This is a genomic window from Methylomonas sp. 2F7 (genome assembly GCF_057126975.1).
This window is the reverse complement of the sequence record NZ_CP195203.1, coordinates 3,731,786-3,751,988: the sequence shown is the minus strand read 5'-3', so window position 1 is coordinate 3,751,988 and position 20,203 is coordinate 3,731,786. Positions and strand designations below refer to the sequence as shown.

Genomic DNA, 20,203 nt, shown 5'->3' with positions numbered 1-20,203 from the left:
GAGGAATACACAATGGCAATTTCACAACAAGACATCTTGGAAGCAGTCTCTAACATGACTGTTATGGAAATCGTTGATCTGATTTCAGCGATGGAAGAAAAGTTTGGCGTTTCTGCTGCTGCGGCAGTGGCGGTTGCAGCTCCTGTAGCGGCGGCTGTTGTTGAAGAGCAAACCGAGTTCGATGTTATCTTGACCGGTTTCGGCGAAAACAAAGTAGCGGTTATTAAAGCAGTTCGCGGATTGACAGGCTTGGGCTTGAAAGAAGCTAAAGACGCTGTTGAAGGCGCACCAACTACCGTTAAAGAAGGTGTCAACAAAGCCGAAGCTGAAGCGGCGAAAAAAGAGCTTGAAGAAGCTGGCGCAACTGCCGAAATCAAATAAGCATCTTGACTGCATACCAGGCATAAGCCTACCAAACCGGGCTGACGGCATTTTGCCGTCGGCCTTTTACTGTTTCTAAAACAGTAGTAAATAATCTCTGACGACGAAGGTATAGAAGCAATATGGCCTATTCTTTTACCGAAAAAAAGCGTATCCGTAATAATTTTGGGAAGGGTTCCGAAGTATTGGAAGTCCCCTATCTTTTGGCAACACAAATTGATTCGTATGCAAATTTTTTGCAGTCCGGCATAGAGCCGGATAAAAGACGTAATCAGGGGCTGCATGCCGCATTCTCCAGTGTTTTTCCGGTAGTAAGTCATTCCGGCTATGCCGTATTGGAGTACGTTAAATATCGCTTGGGGGAACCCGCATTCGATGTAAGAGAATGTCAACAGCGCGGTGCTACATTTTCAGCTCCGTTGCGCGTTTTAGTACGTTTAGTTATCTATGATAAAGACGCGCCTGCCAATACCAAGGTCGTCAAAGATATTAGAGAGCAAGAAGTTTACATGGGCGAACTTCCGCTAATGACCGATAACGGCACTTTCGTGATTAACGGTACTGAGCGGGTCATTGTGTCGCAGTTGCACAGATCTCCCGGTGTATTCTACGATCACGACAAAGGTAAAACCCATTCGTCCGGTAAATTGCTGTTCAATGCACGGGTAATACCGTATCGTGGCTCATGGTTGGATTTTGAATTCGATCATAAAGACGCCGTCTATGTGCGTATAGACAGACGTAGAAAAATTCCGGCTACTATTTTGTTACGGGCTTTGGGATATGAAAACGAAGAAATGATCAACATTTTCTTCGAAACCAACAAGTTCTCATTGAGCGCCGAAAAATTGATGTTCCACGTTATTCCGGATAGGTTGCGTGGTGAAATGGCTGTTTTCGATATTAAGCACGACGGTAACGTTGTTATCGAAGAAGGTCGCAGAATTACAGCGAAGCATGTTCGTCAACTGGAAAAGTCCGGTGTCACTGAAATCGAAGTGCCTAGAGACTATCTGTATGGAAAAATTCTGGGCCACAATGTTGTCGATAAATCCACTGGCGAGTTGTTGGCCAGTGTTAACGACGAAATCACCGATAATTTATTGCAAAAATTGATCGACGCAGGTGTTACCGAGATAAACACCCTGTATGTCAACGATTTGGATAGGGGGCCGTATATCTCCAATTCGATGCGCCTGGATACCACCACAAATCGCTTGGAAGCCTTGGTAGAAATTTATCGCATGATGCGTCCTGGCGAGCCTCCTACCGTCGAGTCTGCGGAAAATTTATTCGAAAACCTGTTTTTCACTGACGAGCGTTACGACTTGTCAGCCGTTGGACGGATGAAATTTAACCGTCGCCTGGGTCGTGAAGAGACAGAAGGCTTAGGGACTCTAAGCAAAGAAGACATCATCGATGTACTGAAAGAACTGATCAAGATCAGAAATGGTAACGGTACCGTAGACGATATCGATCATTTGGGTAACAGACGCGTACGTTCTGTTGGGGAAATGATTGAGAACCAGTTCCGCATCGGTTTAGTGCGAGTTGAAAGGGCTGTTAGAGAACGTTTGACTTTGGCGGATTCCGAAGGCTATATGCCGCAGGAAATCATCAATGCGAAACCAGTTTCCGCTGCGGTCAAAGAGTTCTTTGGTTCTAGCCAGCTATCGCAGTTTATGGACCAAAACAATCCGCTGTCGCAAGTCACTCATAAACGCCGAGTTTCGGCCTTGGGACCAGGTGGTTTGGCCAGAGAACGCGCAGGATTCGAGGTTCGTGACGTTCACACCACTCACTATGGTCGGGTTTGCCCTATCGAAACGCCAGAGGGACCGAACATCGGTTTGATTAACTCACTGTCGGTGTATGCTAGAACCAACGAATATGGCTTCCTGGAAACCCCTTATCGGAAAGTGGTCGATGGCAAAGTTACCGATCAGGTCGATTACATCTCTGCTATTGAGGAAGGCGAATACGTTATTGCGCAGTCCAGCGTTGCGGTTGACGAAAGCGGCAAATTGGTTGAAGGCTTAGTATCTTGCCGTTACAAAGACGAATTCACTTTGGCTTCCTCCGAAACTGTGCAGTATATGGACGTATCGTCCAAACAGATCGTTTCAGTGGCGGCATCGATTATTCCGTTCCTTGAGCATGACGACGCGAACCGGGCTTTGATGGGTTCTAACATGCAACGGCAAGCCGTTCCGACTTTGCGCGCTGAGAAGCCTTTAGTTGGTACCGGTATGGAACGCGTAGTGGCCAAAGACTCTGGCGTAACCGTCGTTGCGACTCGTGGCGGTCGTATCGAAGCGGTCGACGCTGCGCGCATCGTAGTACGTGCAAACGATAATGAAACGGTAGCTGGCGTACCAGGTGTCGATATTTATAACTTGATTAAATATACCCGATCTAACCAAAACACCTGCATTAACCAGAAACCACTGGTTAAACTCGGTGACATCGTTAGAGCCGGCGATATTTTGGCGGACGGTCCTTCCACCGACATAGGCGAATTGGCACTTGGTCAAAACATGTTGATCGCCTTTATGCCATGGAACGGTTATAACTTCGAAGACTCCATTTTGGTGTCCGAGCGTGTAGTGAAAGAGGATCGCTTTACCACTATTCATATCGAAGAAAAAACCTGCGTTGCGCGTGAAACCAAGCATAGTCCGGAAGAAATTACTGCGGATATTCCCAACGTCAGCGAAGAAGCCTTATCCAAACTGGACGAATCCGGCATCGTTTATGTGGGTGCGGAAGTCAAAGGCGGTGACATTCTGGTTGGTAAAGTGACGCCAAAAGGCGAAACGCAATTAACCCCGGAGGAAAAACTGCTGAGAGCGATTTTCGGTGAAAAAGCGGCCGACGTTAAGGATACTTCTCTGCGCGTACCCGGCAATGTTCGCGGCACAGTTATTGATGTTCAGGTTTTCACCCGCGATGGTGTGAAGAAAGACAAGCGAGCATTGGAAATCGAAGATGCGGAAATCAAGCGTTACCGGAAAGACTTGGACGACCAGCTGAAAATCGTCGAGCACGATATTTTTGCGCGGGTAAAAACTTTGTTAGCGGGTAAAAAGGCCGAAAAAGGCCCGAATGGCTTGAAAAAAGGCGAAGAGATTACTGCCGATTACCTCGATGGACTGGTTCCCTCAGAGTTGTTGAAAATTCGCACACAGGACGAAGATGTCAATGTGCAGTTGGAGACTGTTGCCGAGCATGTAGAGCAGCAACGTAAAGAGTTCGACGAACGTTTCGAGCAGAAAAAGAAAAAAATCACGATGGGCGACGATTTGGCGCCAGGTGTGTTGAAAATGGTCAAAGTGTATTTGGCCGTGAAAAAACGCATTCAGCCCGGCGACAAAATGGCGGGTCGCCATGGTAACAAAGGTGTTATCTCGCAAATCGTACCGATTGAAGACATGCCTTATACAGCTGACGGCAATCCTGTCGACATTCTATTAAACCCACTCGGTGTACCGTCGCGGATGAACGTTGGACAGGTACTGGAAACACATTTGGGTTGGGCTTCCAAAGGTTTGGGTATCAAGATCGGTAAGATGCTTGAAGCTCAAGCAAAAGTCGTCGAAATTCGTGGTTTCTTGGAGAAAATTTACAATTGCAGCGGTAGAAAAGAAGATCTTAATTCATTCACCGATAAAGAAATTTTGGAGATGGCGGTCAATCTGGTTGCCGGTGTGCCGATGGCGACTCCTGTATTCGACGGTGCTTCCGAAGAAGATATTCGCACCATGTTGCGTTTGGCGGATTTGCCGGAACATGGTCAGACCGTGCTTTACGATGGTTTGACAGGTGAGCCGTTCGAGCGTGAAGTTACCGTGGGTTACATGTACATGCTGAAACTGAATCACTTGGTGGACGACAAAATGCATGCACGTTCAACCGGTCCATATAGTTTGGTAACACAACAGCCTTTGGGCGGTAAAGCGCAATTCGGTGGCCAACGTTTTGGTGAGATGGAGGTCTGGGCGCTCGAAGCTTACGGTGCCGCTTATACGTTACAAGAAATGTTGACGGTCAAATCCGACGACGTCACAGGCAGAACCAGAATGTATAAAAACATTGTCGATGGCAATCATTCAATGGAAGCCGGCATGCCGGAATCATTCAATGTCTTAGTGAAAGAGATTCGTTCGCTAGCAGTGAATATCGAAATGGAACAAGATTAATTCTGTTCTTTGCGAGATAGATTCTGGACAATATCGGATAACATTTAAAGGGGATAAGCTCTTGAAAGATTTAATGAATTTCTTAAAACGTCAAGGTCGTACAGATGATTTTGACAATATCCGCATTGGATTGGCTTCGCCGGACATGATTCGCTCTTGGTCTTATGGTGAAGTTAAAAAGCCTGAGACAATCAATTACCGTACCTTTAAGCCGGAACGTGATGGCCTGTTTTGCGCCAAGATTTTTGGACCGATCAGCGATTACGAGTGTTTGTGCGGTAAATACAAGCGCCTAAAACATCGCGGTGTCATCTGCGAAAAATGCGGAGTCGAAGTTACCCTGTCTAAGGTGCGCCGGGAACGAATGGGCCATATCGATTTGGCCAGCCCGGTTGCGCATATTTGGTTTTTGAAATCACTGCCATCTAGGATTGCTTTGTTGTTAGACATGACCCTGCGTTCTATTGAGCGGGTGTTGTATTTCGAAACATTCGTAGTGATCGATCCCGGCATGTCGCCTTTGGAAAAAGGCCAGCTGCTGACCGACGAAGAATACTTGAACGCCGTTGAAGAGCACGGCGATGATTTCGTGGCAAAAATGGGTGCAGAAGCCATCTATGATTTGCTCAAATCAATTGATTTAAAAGAAGAAATCAACACGTTGCGTGAAGAAATCAATGCGACGAATTCCGACACCAAAATCAAAAAATATTCGAAACGTCTGAAAGTTATCGATTCTTTGCTGGCTTCGAATAATCGTCCTGAGTGGATGATTATGACAGTATTGCCAGTATTGCCACCCGAATTGCGCCCATTGGTGCCGCTGGATGGTGGTCGCTTTGCGACGTCTGATTTGAATGATTTGTATCGCCGGGTGATCAACAGAAACAATCGTTTGACACGCTTGTTGGATCTGAACGCGCCAGACATTATCGTTCGCAACGAAAAACGCATGCTGCAAGAGGCTGTCGATGCCTTGTTGGATAACGGTCGCCGCGGTCGTGCTATCACCGGTAGCAACAGACGCCCGTTGAAATCTTTGGCCGATATGATCAAAGGTAAGCAGGGTCGTTTCCGGCAAAACTTGTTGGGTAAACGTGTCGATTACTCGGGACGTTCGGTTATCGTGGTCGGCCCGACATTAAGACTGCATCAGTGCGGCTTGCCAAAAAAAATGGCACTGGAGCTGTTTAAACCTTTCATTTTTAGCAAATTGCAGCTACGCGGTTTGGCGACAACGATCAAAGCTGCCAAAAAAATGGTAGAACGGGAAGGCGCCGAAGTGTGGGATATTCTCGAAGAGGTAATTCGCGAACACCCTGTGCTGTTGAATCGTGCCCCGACTTTGCATAGATTGGGTATTCAAGCATTCGAGCCGATTTTGATCGAAGGCAAAGCCATTCAGCTGCATCCATTAGTTTGTAGTGCGTTTAACGCAGACTTTGACGGCGACCAAATGGCCGTGCATATTCCGTTGTCGATCGAGGCTCAGCTCGAAGCGCGTACCTTGATGATGGCGACTAACAATATTTTGTCACCCGCCAACGGTGAGCCTGTAATCAATCCGTCCCAGGACGTGGTATTGGGTTTGTATTACATCACGCGTGAGAAAATCAATGCGGTAGGCGAGGGTAGCGTATTTGGCGACTTGTCTGAGGTGATGCTAGCTCTCGACGCTAAAGCTATTGAATTACAGAGTAAAATTGAAGTACGCGTGACGGAGAAATTGAAAACTCCGGAAGGCGACTTCGAAACCATCGTGACTAGAAAGAAAACCACAGTAGGGCGCGCAATTGTTTGGGGCATAGTCCCCGATGGCATGCCATACGAATTGGTCAACGTTGATATGACCAAAAAGAATATTTCTCGGTTGATCAACTATAGCTACCGCTATCTGGGTATCAAAGAAACCGTGATGTTGGCAGATAAGATCATGTACCTGGGATTTAAATACGCCACGCGTTCCGGCGTATCCTTCGGTATTGAAGACATGGAAATTCCGGTCAAAAAAGCCGATATCATCCGCTCAGCCGATGCCGAAGTTAACGAAATCCAGAATCAGTACGCCTCAGGCTTGGTTACCGACGGCGAGCGCTACAACAAGGTTGTCGATATTTGGTCCCGTGCCAATGACCAGGTCGCGAAAGTGATGATGGAAGGTTTGGGTGAAGACGAAGTTGTCAACTCAAAAGGCGAGAAAGTAAAACAAAAGTCGTTCAACTCTATCTTTATGATGGCTGAATCCGGTGCGCGGGGTTCTGCGGCACAGATTCGGCAGTTGGCGGGTATGCGTGGTTTGATGGCTAAGCCGGATGGCTCCATCATCGAGACCCCAATTACCGCGAACTTCCGTGAAGGTTTGGACGTATTACAGTACTTCATTTCAACCCATGGTGCGCGTAAAGGCTTGGCCGATACCGCTCTGAAAACCGCTAACTCGGGATATTTGACTCGTCGTTTGGTTGACGTCGCGCAGGATTTGGTGATTGCCGAATCCGATTGCGGTACGCAAAACGGCCTGACTATGATGCCGATTATCGAAGGCGGTGATGTCGTCGAGCCATTGGTCGATCGCGTACTGGGGCGGGTTGCTGCAATGGATGTAACTGATCCAGCCGGCAACAACGTCTTAATTCCTGCCGGCACCATGATTGATGAAAATCTGGTCACGGTTCTGGAGGATAACGGCGTCGATAAAATGTTGGTACGCTCAGTAATCACATGCGAGTCTCGTCAAGGCGTTTGCGCCAAATGCTACGGTCGCGATTTAGGGCGCGGCCATTTAGTTAATATTGGCGAAGCTGTTGGCGTTGTAGCGGCGCAGTCGATCGGTGAGCCGGGTACTCAGTTAACGATGCGGACGTTCCACATCGGAGGTGCTGCCTCCCGGTCTGCCGCGGTCAGTAACGTGCAAGTTAAATCGAGCGGTACTGCGAAGCTCAATAACTTGAAAACTGTGAAGAACAGAGAAAACAATCTTGTAGCCGTGTCGCGGTCGGGCGAGGTTGGGGTGATGGACGATTACGGTCGTGAGCGCGAACGTTACAAAATACCTTACGGTGCTGTATTGTCGGTTGGTGACGGTAGTCCGGTCAGTGCCGGCGATATCATTGTTAATTGGGATCCGCACACTCACCCAGTTATCACCGAAGTAGACGGTTTTATTCAACTGATCGATTTTATGGACGGTATTACTGTTCAAGAACAATCGGATGACGTAACTGGCTTAACCTCGCGCGTGGTTACCGATCCTAAGCAAAGAAGCTCGGCTGGTAAAGAGTTGCGGCCTATGGTTCGTCTTCTCGATGAGCAGGGTGGGCAAATCAATTTGCCGGGAACTGATATTCCAGCCCAATACTTCTTGCCGGCAGGCGCTATCGTCGGTGTTAAAGACGGTGGGGAAGTAAAGGTTGGTGACGTTTTGGCGAGAATTCCGCAAGAGTCTAGTAAAACTCGGGATATTACCGGTGGTTTGCCACGGGTCGCTGACTTGTTTGAAGCGCGTAAAACCAAAGATCCTGCGATTTTAGCTGAGGCAACCGGTATGGTCTCCTTTGGTAAAGAAACTAAGGGTAAGCAGCGCGTCATCATCACTGATTCGGAAGGCGAGCAATATGAAACACTGATTCCAAAGTGGCGGCACATCACTGTGTTCGAGGGTGAGTTTGTCGATAAAGGCGAAACCATTGCTGAAGGTGAATTGACCCCGCATGACATCTTAAGATTACGTGGTATCGAAGAGTTGGCTGACTATCTGGTAAAAGAAATTCAGGATGTCTATCGTTTACAAGGTGTGAAAATCAATGACAAGCACATTGAGGCAATCATCCGTCAAATGCTCAGAAAAGTTGAGATTACCGCGTCTGGTGATACCGATTTTGTTAAGGGAGAGCAGGTCGAGCGCACCATGATTAACGCGGTTAACGACCAGGTTGAAAGAGAAGGGAAAATTCCGGCTAGCTACGATTCTTTGCTATTGGGCATCACGAAAGCATCGTTGGCCACTGAGTCATTTATTTCGGCGGCGTCGTTCCAGGAGACAACTCGTGTATTGACCGATGCTGCGGTAAGGGGTATCAGCGATAGCTTGAATGGCTTGAAAGAGAACGTAATTGTTGGGCGTCTCATTCCAGCGGGTACTGGTTTGGCTTACCATGAACAACGGCGTAAGAGAAGAGCTGCGGACTCTGGCTCCAGCTCAGAAACGGCTACCCAGGCCATTGAAGCGGTTGACGTTGAAGAGGCTTTGAAACAAGCATTGAATGTAGAGTAGAGATTCTCAAAAATGCTTGACCTGGTTCTATTGTAAAGGTATTATGTTCTGCTCACATCAGCCAATAGGTTTGGGCGGAGCTATATTGATCTGTGATTGCGCAGATTTCTTTATTGCTTATTAAACATTGCATATTCGGAGTAGTTAAGAATGGCCACGATCAATCAATTGGTCCGTAAGCCTCGTGCTAAAAAAATAGAGAAGACTAACGTTCCGGCGTTGGAAGCTTGTCCGCAAAGACGCGGGGTTTGTACCAGGGTTTATACCACAACCCCTAAAAAGCCGAACTCGGCTCTGCGTAAAGTTGCAAGGGTGAGGTTGACCAATGGTGCCGAGGTAAGTAGTTACATCGGTGGTGAGGGTCATAATCTTCAGGAGCATTCCGTGGTGTTGATCCGGGGTGGTCGTGTAAAAGATTTACCTGGTGTTCGCTATCACGTGGTTCGGGGAAGTCTCGATACTTCTGGTGTTAAGGATAGAAAATGTGGTCGCTCCAAATATGGCGCGAAAAGACCTAAGAAATAAAAGGTTGATAACAGATGTCAAGAAGAAGAGTTGCTGCAAAAAGAGTCATTAATCCGGATCCGCGTTTTGGTAGCGATATGTTGTCAAAATTCATGAATATGATCATGGAGGATGGTAAGAAGTCTGTCGCTGAGAAAATTGTTTACGGTGCGTTGGATGTCATTGAAGGTAAAGGCCATAAAGAGTCTTTAGATTTGGTTGCAAAAGCACTGGAAAATGTCCAGCCACGGGTTGAGGTTAAATCCCGCCGGGTTGGTGGTGCGACTTATCAGGTGCCTGTAGAGGTGCGTCCTGCTAGAAGGTTGGCGTTGTCGATGCGGTGGTTAATTGATGCTGCGCGCAAGCGCAACGAAAGAACAATGGCTGCTAAGTTGGCAGGTGAGTTGTTGGATGCATCGGAAGGTCGTGGAGCGGCAGCAAAGAAACGCGAAGATACGCATAGAATGGCGGAAGCGAATAAAGCGTTTGCTCATTATCGCTGGTAATAAAGTTACATTGGATTGTTGTTGTGGCTCGTAAGACGCCTATAGAGCGTTACCGTAATATAGGCATCATGGCTCATATCGATGCTGGAAAGACAACAACAACCGAGAGAATTCTGTTTTATACGGGTGTTTCTCACAAGATGGGCGAGGTTCATGATGGCGCCGCTACTATGGACTGGATGGAGCAAGAACAAGAAAGAGGGATAACAATCACCTCTGCGGCGACTACGTGCTTTTGGTTGGGTATGGAAAAGCAATATCCAGAGCATCGGATCAACATAATTGATACGCCAGGGCATGTTGATTTCACGATAGAAGTGGAGCGGTCGTTGCGTGTGTTGGACGGTGCGTGCGCTGTTTTTTGTGCTGTAGGTGGGGTAGAGCCGCAGTCGGAAACAGTGTGGCGTCAAGCGAACAAGTATCATGTGCCTAGACTGGCTTTTGTGAACAAAATGGATCGTTCCGGGGCTGATTTTTTGCGCGTCGTTGAGCAAATTAAGGTGCGACTAGGTGGTGTCGTAGTGCCGATGCAGCTGCCGATTGGGGCAGAAGAAGGTTTTAAAGGTGTTGTAGATTTGCTGAAAATGAAGGCTATCTACTGGGAAGATGCCAACATGGGTGTAGGCTTTACGGAAATGGAAATTCCAGCAGAACTGCAAGATCGCGCAAGAGAGTGGCGTGAACGTATGGTTGAGGCCGCCGCTGACGCATCTGAAGAATTGATGGATAAATACCTTGAAAAAGGTGTTTTGACAAACGAAGAAGTAAAGCAGGGTATAAGAGCGCAGGTTCTGCAGAATAAGTTGGTCCCGGCTTATTGCGGGTCGGCGTTTAAGAACAAAGGTGTGCAGTGTATTCTCGATGGCGTGATAGATTTTCTGCCGTCTCCTCTCGATATAAAGCCCGTAGAAGGTCTATCGGATGCGGAGAGTAATGCCGTTCGCAGTGCCTCTGATGATGAGCCTTTCTCAGCCTTGGCATTTAAAATAGCCACAGATCCATTTGTTGGAACACTGACTTTTTTCAGGGTTTATTCCGGATTGGTCAAGTCTGGAGATGTGGTTTTAAATGCTGGTAAGGGTAAAAAGGAAAGGGTTGGACGTATTGTGCAGATGCATGCCAACAGTCGCGTTGAAATCAGTGAAGTAAGGGCGGGTGAAATCGCGGCGTTTATTGGGCTGAAAGACGTAACAACCGGGGATACGCTTTGTGATATTGAAAAGCCGATTTTGCTCGAGAAAATGGAATTCCCTGAGCCGGTTATTGCCGTGGCTGTAGAGCCAAGAACAAAAGCAGATCAAGATAAAATGGGAGCTGCGCTAGCCAAGTTAGCCCAAGAAGATCCGTCCTTTAGAGTCGGTAGTGACCCGGAATCGGGTCAAATAATAATTTCGGGCATGGGTGAATTGCATCTTGAAATTATCGTTGACCGAATGAAAAGAGAGTTTAACGTTGCGGCAAATGTGGGCGCGCCGCAAGTTGCATACAGGGAAACAATTAAGAGCGTCGTAGAGTGTGAAGGGAAGTTTATAAGGCAGTCAGGAGGCAAGGGTCAATATGGACATGTGTGGCTCAGGTTAGAACCAAAGGAGCGTGGTTCGGGCTATGAATTTGTGAGTGAAGTGGTTGGTGGCGCTATTCCAAAGGAATATATTCCAGCTATAGATAAAGGTGTGCAAGAGCAAATGGAGAACGGCGTTTTAGCTGGTTTTCCGGTTGTTGATGTAAAGGTTAGTTTATTCGATGGTTCATATCATGATGTCGATTCGAATGAAATGGCTTTCAAGATAGCAGGATCTATGTGCTTCAGGGATGGGGCTAAGACTGCAAATCCTGCGTTGCTGGAGCCCATTATGAAAGTCGAGGTAGTAACCCCCGAGGACTATATGGGTGAGGTAGTGGGTGACATTAATCGACGGAGAGGTGTTATTCATGGAATGGAAGATGTTCCGGCCGGAAAAGTAATAGAGTGCGAAGTGCCTCTTGCTGAAATGTTCGGTTATGCCACGGATCTAAGGTCGGCGACTCAGGGTAGGGCAACGTACAGTATGCAGTTTGAAAGATATAACGAAGCACCTGCAAATATTGCGGAAGCGATTATTAGAAAAGTATCTTAAATTTTTTACATATCAGGTATTGAATCATGGCTAAAGAAAAATTTGAAAGAAAGAAACCGCACGTAAACGTTGGCACCATTGGTCACGTTGACCATGGTAAAACCACATTGACAGCGGCATTAACAAAAGTAATGGCGGAGCTGCAAGGCGGCGAGGTCAAGGCTTTTGATCAAATCGACAACGCCCCAGAAGAACGTGCGCGCGGTATCACTATTTCTACCTCACACGTAGAGTATGAGTCAGCCAACCGCCACTATGCCCACGTTGACTGCCCTGGTCACGCTGACTACGTTAAAAACATGATTACCGGTGCGGCCCAAATGGACGGAGCCATCTTGGTTTGCTCGGCTGCGGACGGTCCTATGCCGCAAACGCGCGAACACATCCTGTTGTCACGTCAAGTTGGTGTGCCTTACATTGTCGTGTTCTTGAACAAAGCAGATATGGTAGACGACGCCGAGCTGATTGAGCTTGTCGAAATGGAAATTCGTGAGCTGTTGAACCAATATGAATTCCCTGGTGACGATACCCCTATTATTGTGGGTTCTGCATTGAAAGCTTTAGAAGGCGAGCAAAGCGAAATTGGTGTACAATCCGTAGTCCGCTTGGTTGAAGCTCTGGATAGTTACATTCCTGAGCCAGAGCGTGCGATCGACGGCAAGTTCTTGATGCCCATCGAAGACGTGTTCTCAATTTCAGGTCGCGGTACCGTAGTAACCGGTCGTGTTGAGCGTGGCATCATCAAAGTGGGCGAAGCAGTTGAAATCGTCGGCATTAAAGACACCGTTCAAACGACCTGCACCGGTGTGGAAATGTTCCGCAAGCTGCTTGATCAAGGTCAAGCGGGTGATAACGTCGGTGTCCTGTTGCGTGGTACCAAAAGAGAAGATGTTGAACGTGGTCAAGTATTGGCGCATGTTAACTCCATCAAGCCACACGCTCACTTTAAAGCAGAGATTTATGTGCTGTCCAAAGAAGAGGGTGGCCGTCATACCCCGTTCTTCAATGGCTACCGTCCGCAGTTCTACTTTAGAACAACCGACGTAACCGGTGCGGTTGATTTGCCAGAAGGTGTGGAAATGGTGATGCCTGGTGATAACATCGCTGTTACCGTAAAACTAATCTCACCGATTGCGATGGAAGACGGCTTACGTTTTGCGATTCGCGAAGGTGGTCGCACCGTTGGTGCGGGTGTTGTTGCTTCTATTATCGAGTAATCAAGATGGCCAATCAAACTATCAGAATCCAATTAAAAGCGTTTGATCATAAATTGATTGATCAGTCAGCGGGTGAGATAGTAGAAACAGCGAAGAGAACAGGCGCCCAAGTTAAGGGGCCTATTCCTTTGCCTACTAGAAAAGAACGTTTTACTGTATTGATTTCACCGCATGTCAATAAAGATGCTCGTGATCAATATGAACTGAGAACTTACAAAAGGTTGCTTGATATCGTTGAGCCAACCGATAAGACTGTTGACGCCTTGATGAAGTTGGATCTGGCGGCTGGGGTCGATGTTCAAATTAAGCTTAAATAGCAGCAAGTAATAATTTAGAGGGATTGGCAGATGTCAATAGGTCTTATTGGTCGTAAATGTGGTATGACCAGAATTTTTTGCGAAGATGGCTCTTCGGTACCTGTTACCGTACTTCATATAGACTCTAACAGAGTTATACAGGTGAAGAGCATTGAAACTGATGGTTATCGCGCTATTCAGGTAGCGGCGGGTGATGTTAAGTCTTCAAAAGTCAACAAAGCAATGGCTGGGCATTACGCATCTGCCAATGTCACCGCAGGTCGTGGTCTGTGGGAATTTAGGCTAAGTGAGAGCGAGGCTGGCGAGTTTTCTGCAGGGACGGAGTTAAAAGTTAATGTGTTTGAAGCTGGGCAGGTCGTCGATGTGTCCGGTACTAGCATTGGTAAAGGTTTTGCCGGTACAGTTAAGCGCCATAATTTCAGAACGCAAGATGCGACGCACGGTAACTCACGTTCCCATCGGGTTCCCGGTTCTAGCGGTATGAATCAAACTCCGGGCCGAGTATTTAAAGGTAAGAAAATGTGCGGACACATGGGGGCGGTCAAAACTACAATACAGAATTTGACTATCCATGCTGTAGATGCTGAGCGGAGCCTGATTTTAGTCAGAGGCGCTGTGCCTGGTGCCAAGGGTGGTGATGTAGTGATCACCCCTGCAGTAAAAATGTTAAATAAAGGTTAATTTATGACTTTGCAAATACCTGCAATCAATAATCAAGATTCAGCACAGGCGCTCGATGTCTCCGAGGCGGTATTCGGACAGGATTTTAACGAAACGTTGGTGCATCAACTGGTAACCAAATATCTTTCAGCAGCAAGAGCGGGCACTAAAGGCCAAAAAAACCGCGCGGCGGTAAGTGGTGGTGGTGCTAAGCCTTTCCGTCAAAAAGGTACTGGTCGTGCGCGCGCAGGAACAACCAGGAGCCCGGTATGGCGTACAGGCGGTGTTACATTTGCAGCTCAACCAAGATCTTTTGATCAGAAGTTGAACAAGAAGATGTATAAGGTCGGTATTAGGTCTATTTTTTCTGAGTTGTTGAGACAGGGTAGGTTGGCCGTATGCAACGACATAACGCCGGCAACACCAAAAACAAAAGACTTTTTGAGCAAGATAAAAGGTATCGATGCGAAAAGATTGTTAGTGGTTGCGGATGACTTAAATGAAAATTTAATTCTGGCGGCTAGAAACATCCCTTATATAGCCGTAGTTACTCCAAGTAGTGTGGACCCAGTGTCCTTGGTTTCTGCGGATAAGGTAATTGCGACAGCAGCAGCGCTGAAACAGATTGAGGAGCGTTTGGCATGAGCATTGAAAAAATCAAACTAGCAAGCGTTCTGTATGCGCCAATTGTGTCGGAGAAAAGCTCCAACGCTGCTGACCAAAGTAATCAGTTTGTATTCAAAGTAAAAAAGTCTGCAACTAAATTGCAGATTAAAAATGCAGTTGAATTGATGTTTGGTGTTGAAGTAGCTGCCGTTCGTGTTCTGAATGTTAAAGGAAAAATTAAACGATTCGGACGTACATTGGGTAAGCGATCCGACTGGAAAAAAGCTTATGTTAAGCTTCAGCCCGGTCATAACATTGAATTAGCGACAGCATAATACTTTAAAGCAAATAAGGAGCGGTAGAAGAGCATGGCTATTCTAAAATCAAAACCGACATCTCCGGGTTCTCGGTTTGTAGTGCGTGTACAAAATAATGATTTGCATAAGGGTAAGCCATTTGCACAACTACTTGACAAAAAGAACAATACCGGTGGTCGTAACAATCTAGGTAGAATAACGACTCGCCATATTGGCGGTGGACACAAAAAATTCTATCGGATAGTAGACTTTAAACGCGACAAAACCGATATTCCCGCGCTAGTTGAGCGTATTGAATACGATCCGAACAGAACTGCGAATATAGCGCTGATTCTTTTTAAAGATGGCGAGCGCAAATATATAATTGCGCCAAAAGGCATCGAGATAGGCCAAGAGATATTGAGTGCTGAAACGACTCCGGTTAAGCCTGGAAATTGTATGCCTCTGCGGAATATGCCTTTGGGCACCACAATTCATTGTATCGAACTGAAGCCAGGAAAGGGCGCTCAAATTGCAAGAAGCGCAGGAACCTCTGTTCAATTGGTTGCTAAAGATGGCGCATACGTCACCATCCGGCTTCGTTCTGGAGAGATGAGGAAAGTCCCGTCAGATTGCAGAGGTGTAGTTGGCGAAGTCTCCAACTCTGAGCACAATCTTATTTCGTTAGGAAAAGCTGGTGCAAAAAGATGGCGCGGTGTCAGACCTACTGTTAGAGGTGTAGCGATGAACCCTGTAGACCATCCACATGGTGGTGGTGAAGGTAGAACATCGGGTGGTAGACATCCTGTGTCTCCTTGGGGAACGCCGACAAAAGGCTATAAAACTCGAAAAAACAAACGTACTGACAACATGATTGTCAGACGCCGTAAGCAAAAATAAGAGGTATTTGACGTGCCACGTTCAATTAAAAAAGGTCCATTTATAGATCATCACTTGCTTAAGAAAGTAGAGGAAGCGGTGAGAGCGAATAATAGGAAACCGATTAAAACCTGGTCTAGAAGGTCAATGATCAGCCCAGATATGCTGGGATTGACTATTGCCGTGCATAATGGCAAACAGCATGTGCCGGTATTGATTTCAGAAAATATGGTCGGGCATAAGCTGGGTGAGTTCTCGCCTACAAGGACTTATAAAGGTCATATAGCAGACAAGAAATCAAGATAAGGAGTGAATGTGGAAGTTTCGGCTAAATTAAGTAACGCTCCTCTTTCTGCGCAAAAAGCACGGCTTGTAGGGGATCAAATACGCGGGTTACCTGTTGAAAAAGCATTGAATTTGCTGAGTTTCAGCTCTAAGAAAGCTGCTGCGATAATCAAAAAAGTTCTTGAGTCGGCAATAGCTAACGCAGAACATAACGAAAGTGCTGATGTAGATGAATTAAGGGTTTCGACCATATTCGTTAACGAAGGCAGAACGTTAAAGAGAGTTAGCGCAAGGGCGAAAGGGCGTGCGAATCACATCCTAAAAAGAACTTGTCACATAACAATTAAAGTAGCAGAGAAATAGAGGTAGCAAATGGGACAAAAGGTACATCCCACTGGGATTCGTCTCGGGATAGTAAAAGATTGGACTTCGAGATGGTATGCAAATAGCCAGAATTACCCTGTGTTTCTGTTGCAGGATTTGAAGGTTAGAGAATACATCAAACAAAAGTTAGCTCACGCATCTGTCAGCAGGGTGCAAATAAATCGTCCTGCGAATAATGCCAATATTACTGTGCACACCGCTCGTCCTGGGATTGTGATAGGTAAGAAAGGTGAAGATATAGATGTGTTAAGGCAGAGTATATCTGTAATGATGGGAGTTCCTGTCCAATTAAATGTCGAAGAGATTCGCAAGCCAGAACTTGACGCGTATTTAGTGGCTGAAAGCATAGCTCAACAGCTTGAAAAACGGATTATGTACCGTCGTGCGATGAAGCGAGCTGTTACTAACACGATGCGTTTAGGTGCTGAGGGTATAAAAATCACCGTAGCAGGTAGACTGAACGGAGCTGAGATTGCTAGAACGGAATGGTATCGCGAAGGCCGTGTGCCGCTTCATACTTTGCGGGCAGATATTGATTACGGAACTGCTGAAGCCAAAACCACTTATGGAATTATCGGTATAAAGGTTTGGATATTTAAGGGTGAGGTGTTTGATATGGATGCTCATGCAGCGTCATTAAACGCCGACTCAAAAAAATAGTTGAAGGAGTATATAAGAGATGCTTCAGCCAAAAAGAACAAAATTCCGCAAACAACATACCGGTAGAAATAACGGTACGGCGTTGCGCGGTTCGTCAGTAAGCTTCGGCGAGTATGGTTTAAAATCAATTAGCCGTGGTAGAATGACCGCCCGCCAAATTGAGGCGGCCAGGAGAGCTATTAGTCGTCACGTAAAGCGTGGTGGTAAAATCTGGATCAGAATTTTTCCAGACAAGCCTATCACGAAAAAACCATTAGAAGTTCGTATGGGTAAAGGTAAAGGTAGTGTAGAATACTGGGTTGCTCAAATTAAACCCGGCACGATGCTGTTTGAAATTGAGGGTGTTTCTGAGGAATTAGCAAGAGAAGCCTTTGAATTGGCCGCAGCTAAATTGCCTGTGAAAACTACGTTCTCTGCACGGACAATAATGTAATGAAAGCGAAAGATTTAAGAAGCAAAACAAAAGAAGAGTTGAATTCCAGTCTTTTGGAGTTGTCTCGCGAACAATTCAACTTGAGAATGCAAAAGGGAACTGGGCAACTTAGCAAGCCGAGTCAAATTAAGCAGGTGAGGCGAGATATTGCTCGCATTAATACTATTCTAAGTGAAATGGTAAGAGTATAGATATGAGCGAAAATCTAGATACTGTACGTAAGGTAACTGGTCGGGTAGTTAGCAATAAAATGGATAAGACCGCTTCTGTTTTGGTTGAGCGCCTGGTAAAGCACCCTGTATACGGAAAGTATATAAAGCGATCCACCAAGCTTCTCGTTCACGACGAAAACAATATATGCCAAGAGGGCGACGTGGTTTCAATTACCTCTTGCCGTCCTATTTCTAAGAATAAGGCGTTCAAACTGTTGGAAGTATTAGAAACTGCCAATAGATAATCAATAATTTTAGTTGGGATTTTAAAAAATGATTCAGATGCAAACTAGCCTTGACGTCGCCGATAACAGTGGCGCAAAAAAGGTCATGTGTATCAAGGTCCTTGGAGGTTCGCACCGCCGCTATGCTGGCATCGGTGACATCATCAAGGTAAGCGTCAAAGACGCTATGCCGCGTACAAGAGTTAAAAAAGGCGACGTATATAACGCATTAGTTGTAAGGACTCGTAAAGGCGTTCGTAGGGCTGATGGTTCAGTTATACGCTTTGACGGCAATGCCGCGGTAATTTTAAATAACCAACTACAACCAATTGGTACTCGTATCTTTGGGCCGGTTACTCGTGAATTAAGAGGCGATAAATTCATGAAGATTATCTCTCTAGCGCCAGAAGTATTGTAGAGGTCCAAAGATGCAAAAGATTAAACAAGGCGATGAGGTCATCGTAATAGTAGGAAAAGATAAGGGTAAGCTAGGGAAGGTAAGTAAAGTACTTGAAGACCAAAAACTATTAGTCGAAGGTATTAACTTAGTAAAGAAGCATCAAAGAGGTAATCCGAACCTAGGTGTTTCTGGTGGTATTGTTGATAAAAACATGCCAATCGACATTTCGAATGTTGCCTTATTTAACCCAAAAACGAAAAAAGGCGACAGAGTGGGTTTTAGAATTCTAGATGATGGAAAAAAAGTCAGATATTTTAAATCTACTAACGAAAACGTTGGTCTCTAAGGTAATAACGCTATGGCTAGACTACAAAGTAAATACAAAACTGAAATTGTTCCCGCGATGCAGGAGCAATTTGGCTACAAAACAATAATGCAAGTGCCAAAGCTCACAAAAATAACACTTAATATGGGTGTTGGTGGAGCTATTGCAGATAAAAAAGTTCTGCAATCTGCGGTTTCTGATATGGAAAAAATATCAGGGCAGAAAGCTGTGATTACGTTGGCTAGAAAATCAATTGCAGGATTTAAGATTCGCGACGACATGCCGATTGGTTGCAAGGTTACGTTGCGCGCCGATAAAATGTATGAATTTCTGGATAGGCTAATTACCATTTCTATACCTAGAATACGCGATTTTAGGGGTATGAGTTCTAAGGGTTTCGACGGTCGTGGTAACTATTCAATGGGAATTAAAGAGCAAATTATTTTCCCTGAAATAGATTATGACAAGATTGATGCGCTCCGTGGTATGGATATTTGTATCACAACAACTGCTAAAACAGATGAAGAAGGTTTAGCGCTGTTGAAGTTATTCAATTTTCCATTTAAAAACTAGGGCGTATCGACATGGCAAAAAAATCAATGATTGCTCGCGAAGTAAAGCGCGAAGGACTGATAAAAAAATATCAGGCAAAAAGAAGCGAATTGAAGGGAATAATTAGATCTCCGAATGCCTCCTTCGAAGAGAAAGAGAGCGCTCAAATTCAACTTCAAAAATTACCCAGAGACTCCAGTAAATCCCGGTTGCGCAATAGATGTAATCTGACGGGGCGCCCGCATGGATATTACAGAAAATTTGGTCTTAGCAGAAATAAATTGAGGGAGGCCACCATGCGTGGTGACGTTCCAGGTTTATCAAAGGCTAGCTGGTAGTTCTGTTTAAGTTTTGGAGAATTGAAAAATGAGTATGACAGATCCAATAGCAGATATGCTAACCAGAATTAGAAATGGTCAATCTGCTGGCAAAAAAAGTGTAAAAATCCCTTCATCTAAGCTAAAGCTGGCTATCGCGAAGGTTTTGAAAGAAGAGGGATATATTACCGATTTTAAAACTGAAGTTACCGGTTGCCATACAGAAATGACTGTTGAGCTGAAGTATTACAACGGGGTTCCTGTTATCGAGAGCGTTAAGCGAGTTAGCCGTCCAGGTCTTAGAATATACAAGTCTAAAGACGAGTTGCCTAAAGTGCTAGGTGGTTTAGGTATAGCTATAGTGTCAACCTCTAATGGTGTGATGACTGATCGCGCTGCGCGTGCTATAGGGCACGGCGGCGAAGTCATTTGCACTGTCTGCTAATTTAAGAGGTA

The 20,203-nt window shown here is 45.9% G+C and carries 23 protein-coding genes; all 23 read left to right on the top strand.

What is annotated here, in order from left to right:
• Window positions 1-12 precede the first annotated feature (12 nt).
• The 23 genes from rplL (at window position 13) to rpsH (ending at window position 20,192) form a co-directional block, all read left to right on the top strand.
• Entirely contained in the window at window positions 13-381 is a 369-nt protein-coding gene (rplL, locus tag ACR64Q_RS16895) for a 50S ribosomal protein L7/L12 (RefSeq protein WP_020484796.1), read from the top strand.
• 122 nt (window positions 382-503) lie between these two features.
• Entirely contained in the window at window positions 504-4,580 is a 4,077-nt protein-coding gene (gene rpoB, locus ACR64Q_RS16890; protein ID WP_026602124.1) for a DNA-directed RNA polymerase subunit beta, read from the top strand.
• Between the two features lie 61 nt (window positions 4,581-4,641).
• Window positions 4,642-8,853, top strand: a complete 4,212-nt coding sequence (rpoC, locus tag ACR64Q_RS16885) for a DNA-directed RNA polymerase subunit beta' (protein ID WP_313732486.1) — start codon at window positions 4,642-4,644, stop codon at window positions 8,851-8,853.
• A gap of 150 nt (window positions 8,854-9,003) precedes the next feature.
• Window positions 9,004-9,378 carry a 30S ribosomal protein S12 gene (rpsL, locus tag ACR64Q_RS16880; RefSeq protein ID WP_013820393.1) on the top strand — a complete coding sequence of 125 codons (375 nt, stop codon included), beginning with the start codon at window positions 9,004-9,006 and terminating at the stop codon, window positions 9,376-9,378.
• A gap of 14 nt (window positions 9,379-9,392) precedes the next feature.
• Window positions 9,393-9,863, top strand: a complete 471-nt coding sequence (gene rpsG / locus ACR64Q_RS16875; protein ID WP_020484799.1) for a 30S ribosomal protein S7 — start codon at window positions 9,393-9,395, stop codon at window positions 9,861-9,863.
• A 23-nt stretch (window positions 9,864-9,886) separates the two neighbouring features.
• Window positions 9,887-11,980, top strand: a complete 2,094-nt coding sequence (gene fusA, locus ACR64Q_RS16870) for an elongation factor G (RefSeq protein WP_036275877.1) — start codon at window positions 9,887-9,889, stop codon at window positions 11,978-11,980.
• A gap of 26 nt (window positions 11,981-12,006) precedes the next feature.
• Window positions 12,007-13,197 (top strand): elongation factor Tu, encoded by a 1,191-nt coding sequence (tuf, locus tag ACR64Q_RS16865; RefSeq protein WP_020484790.1) that lies wholly within the window; start codon window positions 12,007-12,009, stop codon window positions 13,195-13,197.
• Between the two features lie 5 nt (window positions 13,198-13,202).
• Window positions 13,203-13,514 carry a 30S ribosomal protein S10 gene (rpsJ, locus tag ACR64Q_RS16860; protein WP_020484801.1) on the top strand — a complete coding sequence of 104 codons (312 nt, stop codon included), beginning with the start codon at window positions 13,203-13,205 and terminating at the stop codon, window positions 13,512-13,514.
• 30 nt (window positions 13,515-13,544) lie between these two features.
• Entirely contained in the window at window positions 13,545-14,195 is a 651-nt protein-coding gene (rplC, locus tag ACR64Q_RS16855; protein WP_020484802.1) for a 50S ribosomal protein L3, read from the top strand.
• Window positions 14,196-14,198: 3 nt separating this feature from the next.
• Window positions 14,199-14,819, top strand: a complete 621-nt coding sequence (gene rplD / locus ACR64Q_RS16850) for a 50S ribosomal protein L4 (RefSeq protein WP_020484803.1) — start codon at window positions 14,199-14,201, stop codon at window positions 14,817-14,819.
• Entirely contained in the window at window positions 14,816-15,115 is a 300-nt protein-coding gene (gene rplW / locus ACR64Q_RS16845; protein WP_020484804.1) for a 50S ribosomal protein L23, read from the top strand. The genes rplD and rplW overlap by 4 nt, the downstream gene beginning before the upstream one ends.
• A gap of 33 nt (window positions 15,116-15,148) precedes the next feature.
• Window positions 15,149-15,976, top strand: a complete 828-nt coding sequence (gene rplB, locus ACR64Q_RS16840) for a 50S ribosomal protein L2 (protein ID WP_020484805.1) — start codon at window positions 15,149-15,151, stop codon at window positions 15,974-15,976.
• A 12-nt stretch (window positions 15,977-15,988) separates the two neighbouring features.
• Entirely contained in the window at window positions 15,989-16,261 is a 273-nt protein-coding gene (gene rpsS / locus ACR64Q_RS16835; RefSeq protein ID WP_081607975.1) for a 30S ribosomal protein S19, read from the top strand.
• A gap of 9 nt (window positions 16,262-16,270) precedes the next feature.
• Window positions 16,271-16,603: a 50S ribosomal protein L22 gene (gene rplV / locus ACR64Q_RS16830; protein ID WP_036277365.1), complete on the top strand. Its 333-nt coding sequence runs from the start codon at window positions 16,271-16,273 to the stop codon at window positions 16,601-16,603.
• Between the two features lie 9 nt (window positions 16,604-16,612).
• Complete coding sequence (gene rpsC, locus ACR64Q_RS16825) at window positions 16,613-17,284, top strand: 30S ribosomal protein S3 (RefSeq protein ID WP_026602119.1); 672 nt, start codon at window positions 16,613-16,615, stop codon at window positions 17,282-17,284.
• A gap of 19 nt (window positions 17,285-17,303) precedes the next feature.
• A complete protein-coding gene (gene rplP, locus ACR64Q_RS16820; RefSeq protein WP_026602118.1) occupies window positions 17,304-17,717 on the top strand; it encodes a 50S ribosomal protein L16 in 414 nt (137 codons plus the stop codon).
• The gene (gene rpmC / locus ACR64Q_RS16815) at window positions 17,717-17,908 is read left to right on the top strand and encodes a 50S ribosomal protein L29 (protein WP_020484809.1); all 192 of its coding nucleotides are present in this window, start codon (window positions 17,717-17,719) and stop codon (window positions 17,906-17,908) included. Before rplP ends, rpmC begins: the two co-directional genes overlap by 1 nt.
• A gap of 2 nt (window positions 17,909-17,910) precedes the next feature.
• Complete coding sequence (gene rpsQ / locus ACR64Q_RS16810; protein ID WP_020484810.1) at window positions 17,911-18,174, top strand: 30S ribosomal protein S17; 264 nt, start codon at window positions 17,911-17,913, stop codon at window positions 18,172-18,174.
• A gap of 28 nt (window positions 18,175-18,202) precedes the next feature.
• Window positions 18,203-18,571: a 50S ribosomal protein L14 gene (rplN, locus tag ACR64Q_RS16805; protein ID WP_013820378.1), complete on the top strand. Its 369-nt coding sequence runs from the start codon at window positions 18,203-18,205 to the stop codon at window positions 18,569-18,571.
• Between the two features lie 10 nt (window positions 18,572-18,581).
• Complete coding sequence (gene rplX, locus ACR64Q_RS16800) at window positions 18,582-18,899, top strand: 50S ribosomal protein L24 (RefSeq protein WP_020484811.1); 318 nt, start codon at window positions 18,582-18,584, stop codon at window positions 18,897-18,899.
• A 12-nt stretch (window positions 18,900-18,911) separates the two neighbouring features.
• On the top strand, window positions 18,912-19,451 hold the full coding sequence (rplE, locus tag ACR64Q_RS16795) for a 50S ribosomal protein L5 (protein ID WP_026602117.1): 540 nt from the start codon (window positions 18,912-18,914) through the stop codon (window positions 19,449-19,451).
• Between the two features lie 11 nt (window positions 19,452-19,462).
• The gene (gene rpsN, locus ACR64Q_RS16790) at window positions 19,463-19,768 is read left to right on the top strand and encodes a 30S ribosomal protein S14 (RefSeq protein ID WP_026602116.1); all 306 of its coding nucleotides are present in this window, start codon (window positions 19,463-19,465) and stop codon (window positions 19,766-19,768) included.
• A gap of 28 nt (window positions 19,769-19,796) precedes the next feature.
• A complete protein-coding gene (rpsH, locus tag ACR64Q_RS16785) occupies window positions 19,797-20,192 on the top strand; it encodes a 30S ribosomal protein S8 (RefSeq protein WP_020484814.1) in 396 nt (131 codons plus the stop codon).
• Window positions 20,193-20,203: the final 11 nt, after the last annotated feature.

Coding starts and splice junctions, on each gene's coding strand:
- rplB (WP_020484805.1), top strand. CDS start 15,149: ATGGCTATTCTAAAATCAAAACCGACATCTCCGGGTTCTCGGTTTGTA.
- rpsQ (WP_020484810.1), top strand. CDS start 17,911: ATGAGCGAAAATCTAGATACTGTACGTAAGGTAACTGGTCGGGTAGTT.
- rplL (WP_020484796.1), top strand. CDS start 13: ATGGCAATTTCACAACAAGACATCTTGGAAGCAGTCTCTAACATGACT.
- rpsG (WP_020484799.1), top strand. CDS start 9,393: ATGTCAAGAAGAAGAGTTGCTGCAAAAAGAGTCATTAATCCGGATCCG.
- rplD (WP_020484803.1), top strand. CDS start 14,199: ATGACTTTGCAAATACCTGCAATCAATAATCAAGATTCAGCACAGGCG.
- rpsL (WP_013820393.1), top strand. CDS start 9,004: ATGGCCACGATCAATCAATTGGTCCGTAAGCCTCGTGCTAAAAAAATA.
- rplN (WP_013820378.1), top strand. CDS start 18,203: ATGATTCAGATGCAAACTAGCCTTGACGTCGCCGATAACAGTGGCGCA.
- rplX (WP_020484811.1), top strand. CDS start 18,582: ATGCAAAAGATTAAACAAGGCGATGAGGTCATCGTAATAGTAGGAAAA.
- rplC (WP_020484802.1), top strand. CDS start 13,545: ATGTCAATAGGTCTTATTGGTCGTAAATGTGGTATGACCAGAATTTTT.
- rpsH (WP_020484814.1), top strand. CDS start 19,797: ATGAGTATGACAGATCCAATAGCAGATATGCTAACCAGAATTAGAAAT.
- rpsN (WP_026602116.1), top strand. CDS start 19,463: ATGGCAAAAAAATCAATGATTGCTCGCGAAGTAAAGCGCGAAGGACTG.
- rpsJ (WP_020484801.1), top strand. CDS start 13,203: ATGGCCAATCAAACTATCAGAATCCAATTAAAAGCGTTTGATCATAAA.
- rpoB (WP_026602124.1), top strand. CDS start 504: ATGGCCTATTCTTTTACCGAAAAAAAGCGTATCCGTAATAATTTTGGG.
- rplW (WP_020484804.1), top strand. CDS start 14,816: ATGAGCATTGAAAAAATCAAACTAGCAAGCGTTCTGTATGCGCCAATT.
- rplE (WP_026602117.1), top strand. CDS start 18,912: ATGGCTAGACTACAAAGTAAATACAAAACTGAAATTGTTCCCGCGATG.
- rpsC (WP_026602119.1), top strand. CDS start 16,613: ATGGGACAAAAGGTACATCCCACTGGGATTCGTCTCGGGATAGTAAAA.
- tuf (WP_020484790.1), top strand. CDS start 12,007: ATGGCTAAAGAAAAATTTGAAAGAAAGAAACCGCACGTAAACGTTGGC.
- rplP (WP_026602118.1), top strand. CDS start 17,304: ATGCTTCAGCCAAAAAGAACAAAATTCCGCAAACAACATACCGGTAGA.
- rpmC (WP_020484809.1), top strand. CDS start 17,717: ATGAAAGCGAAAGATTTAAGAAGCAAAACAAAAGAAGAGTTGAATTCC.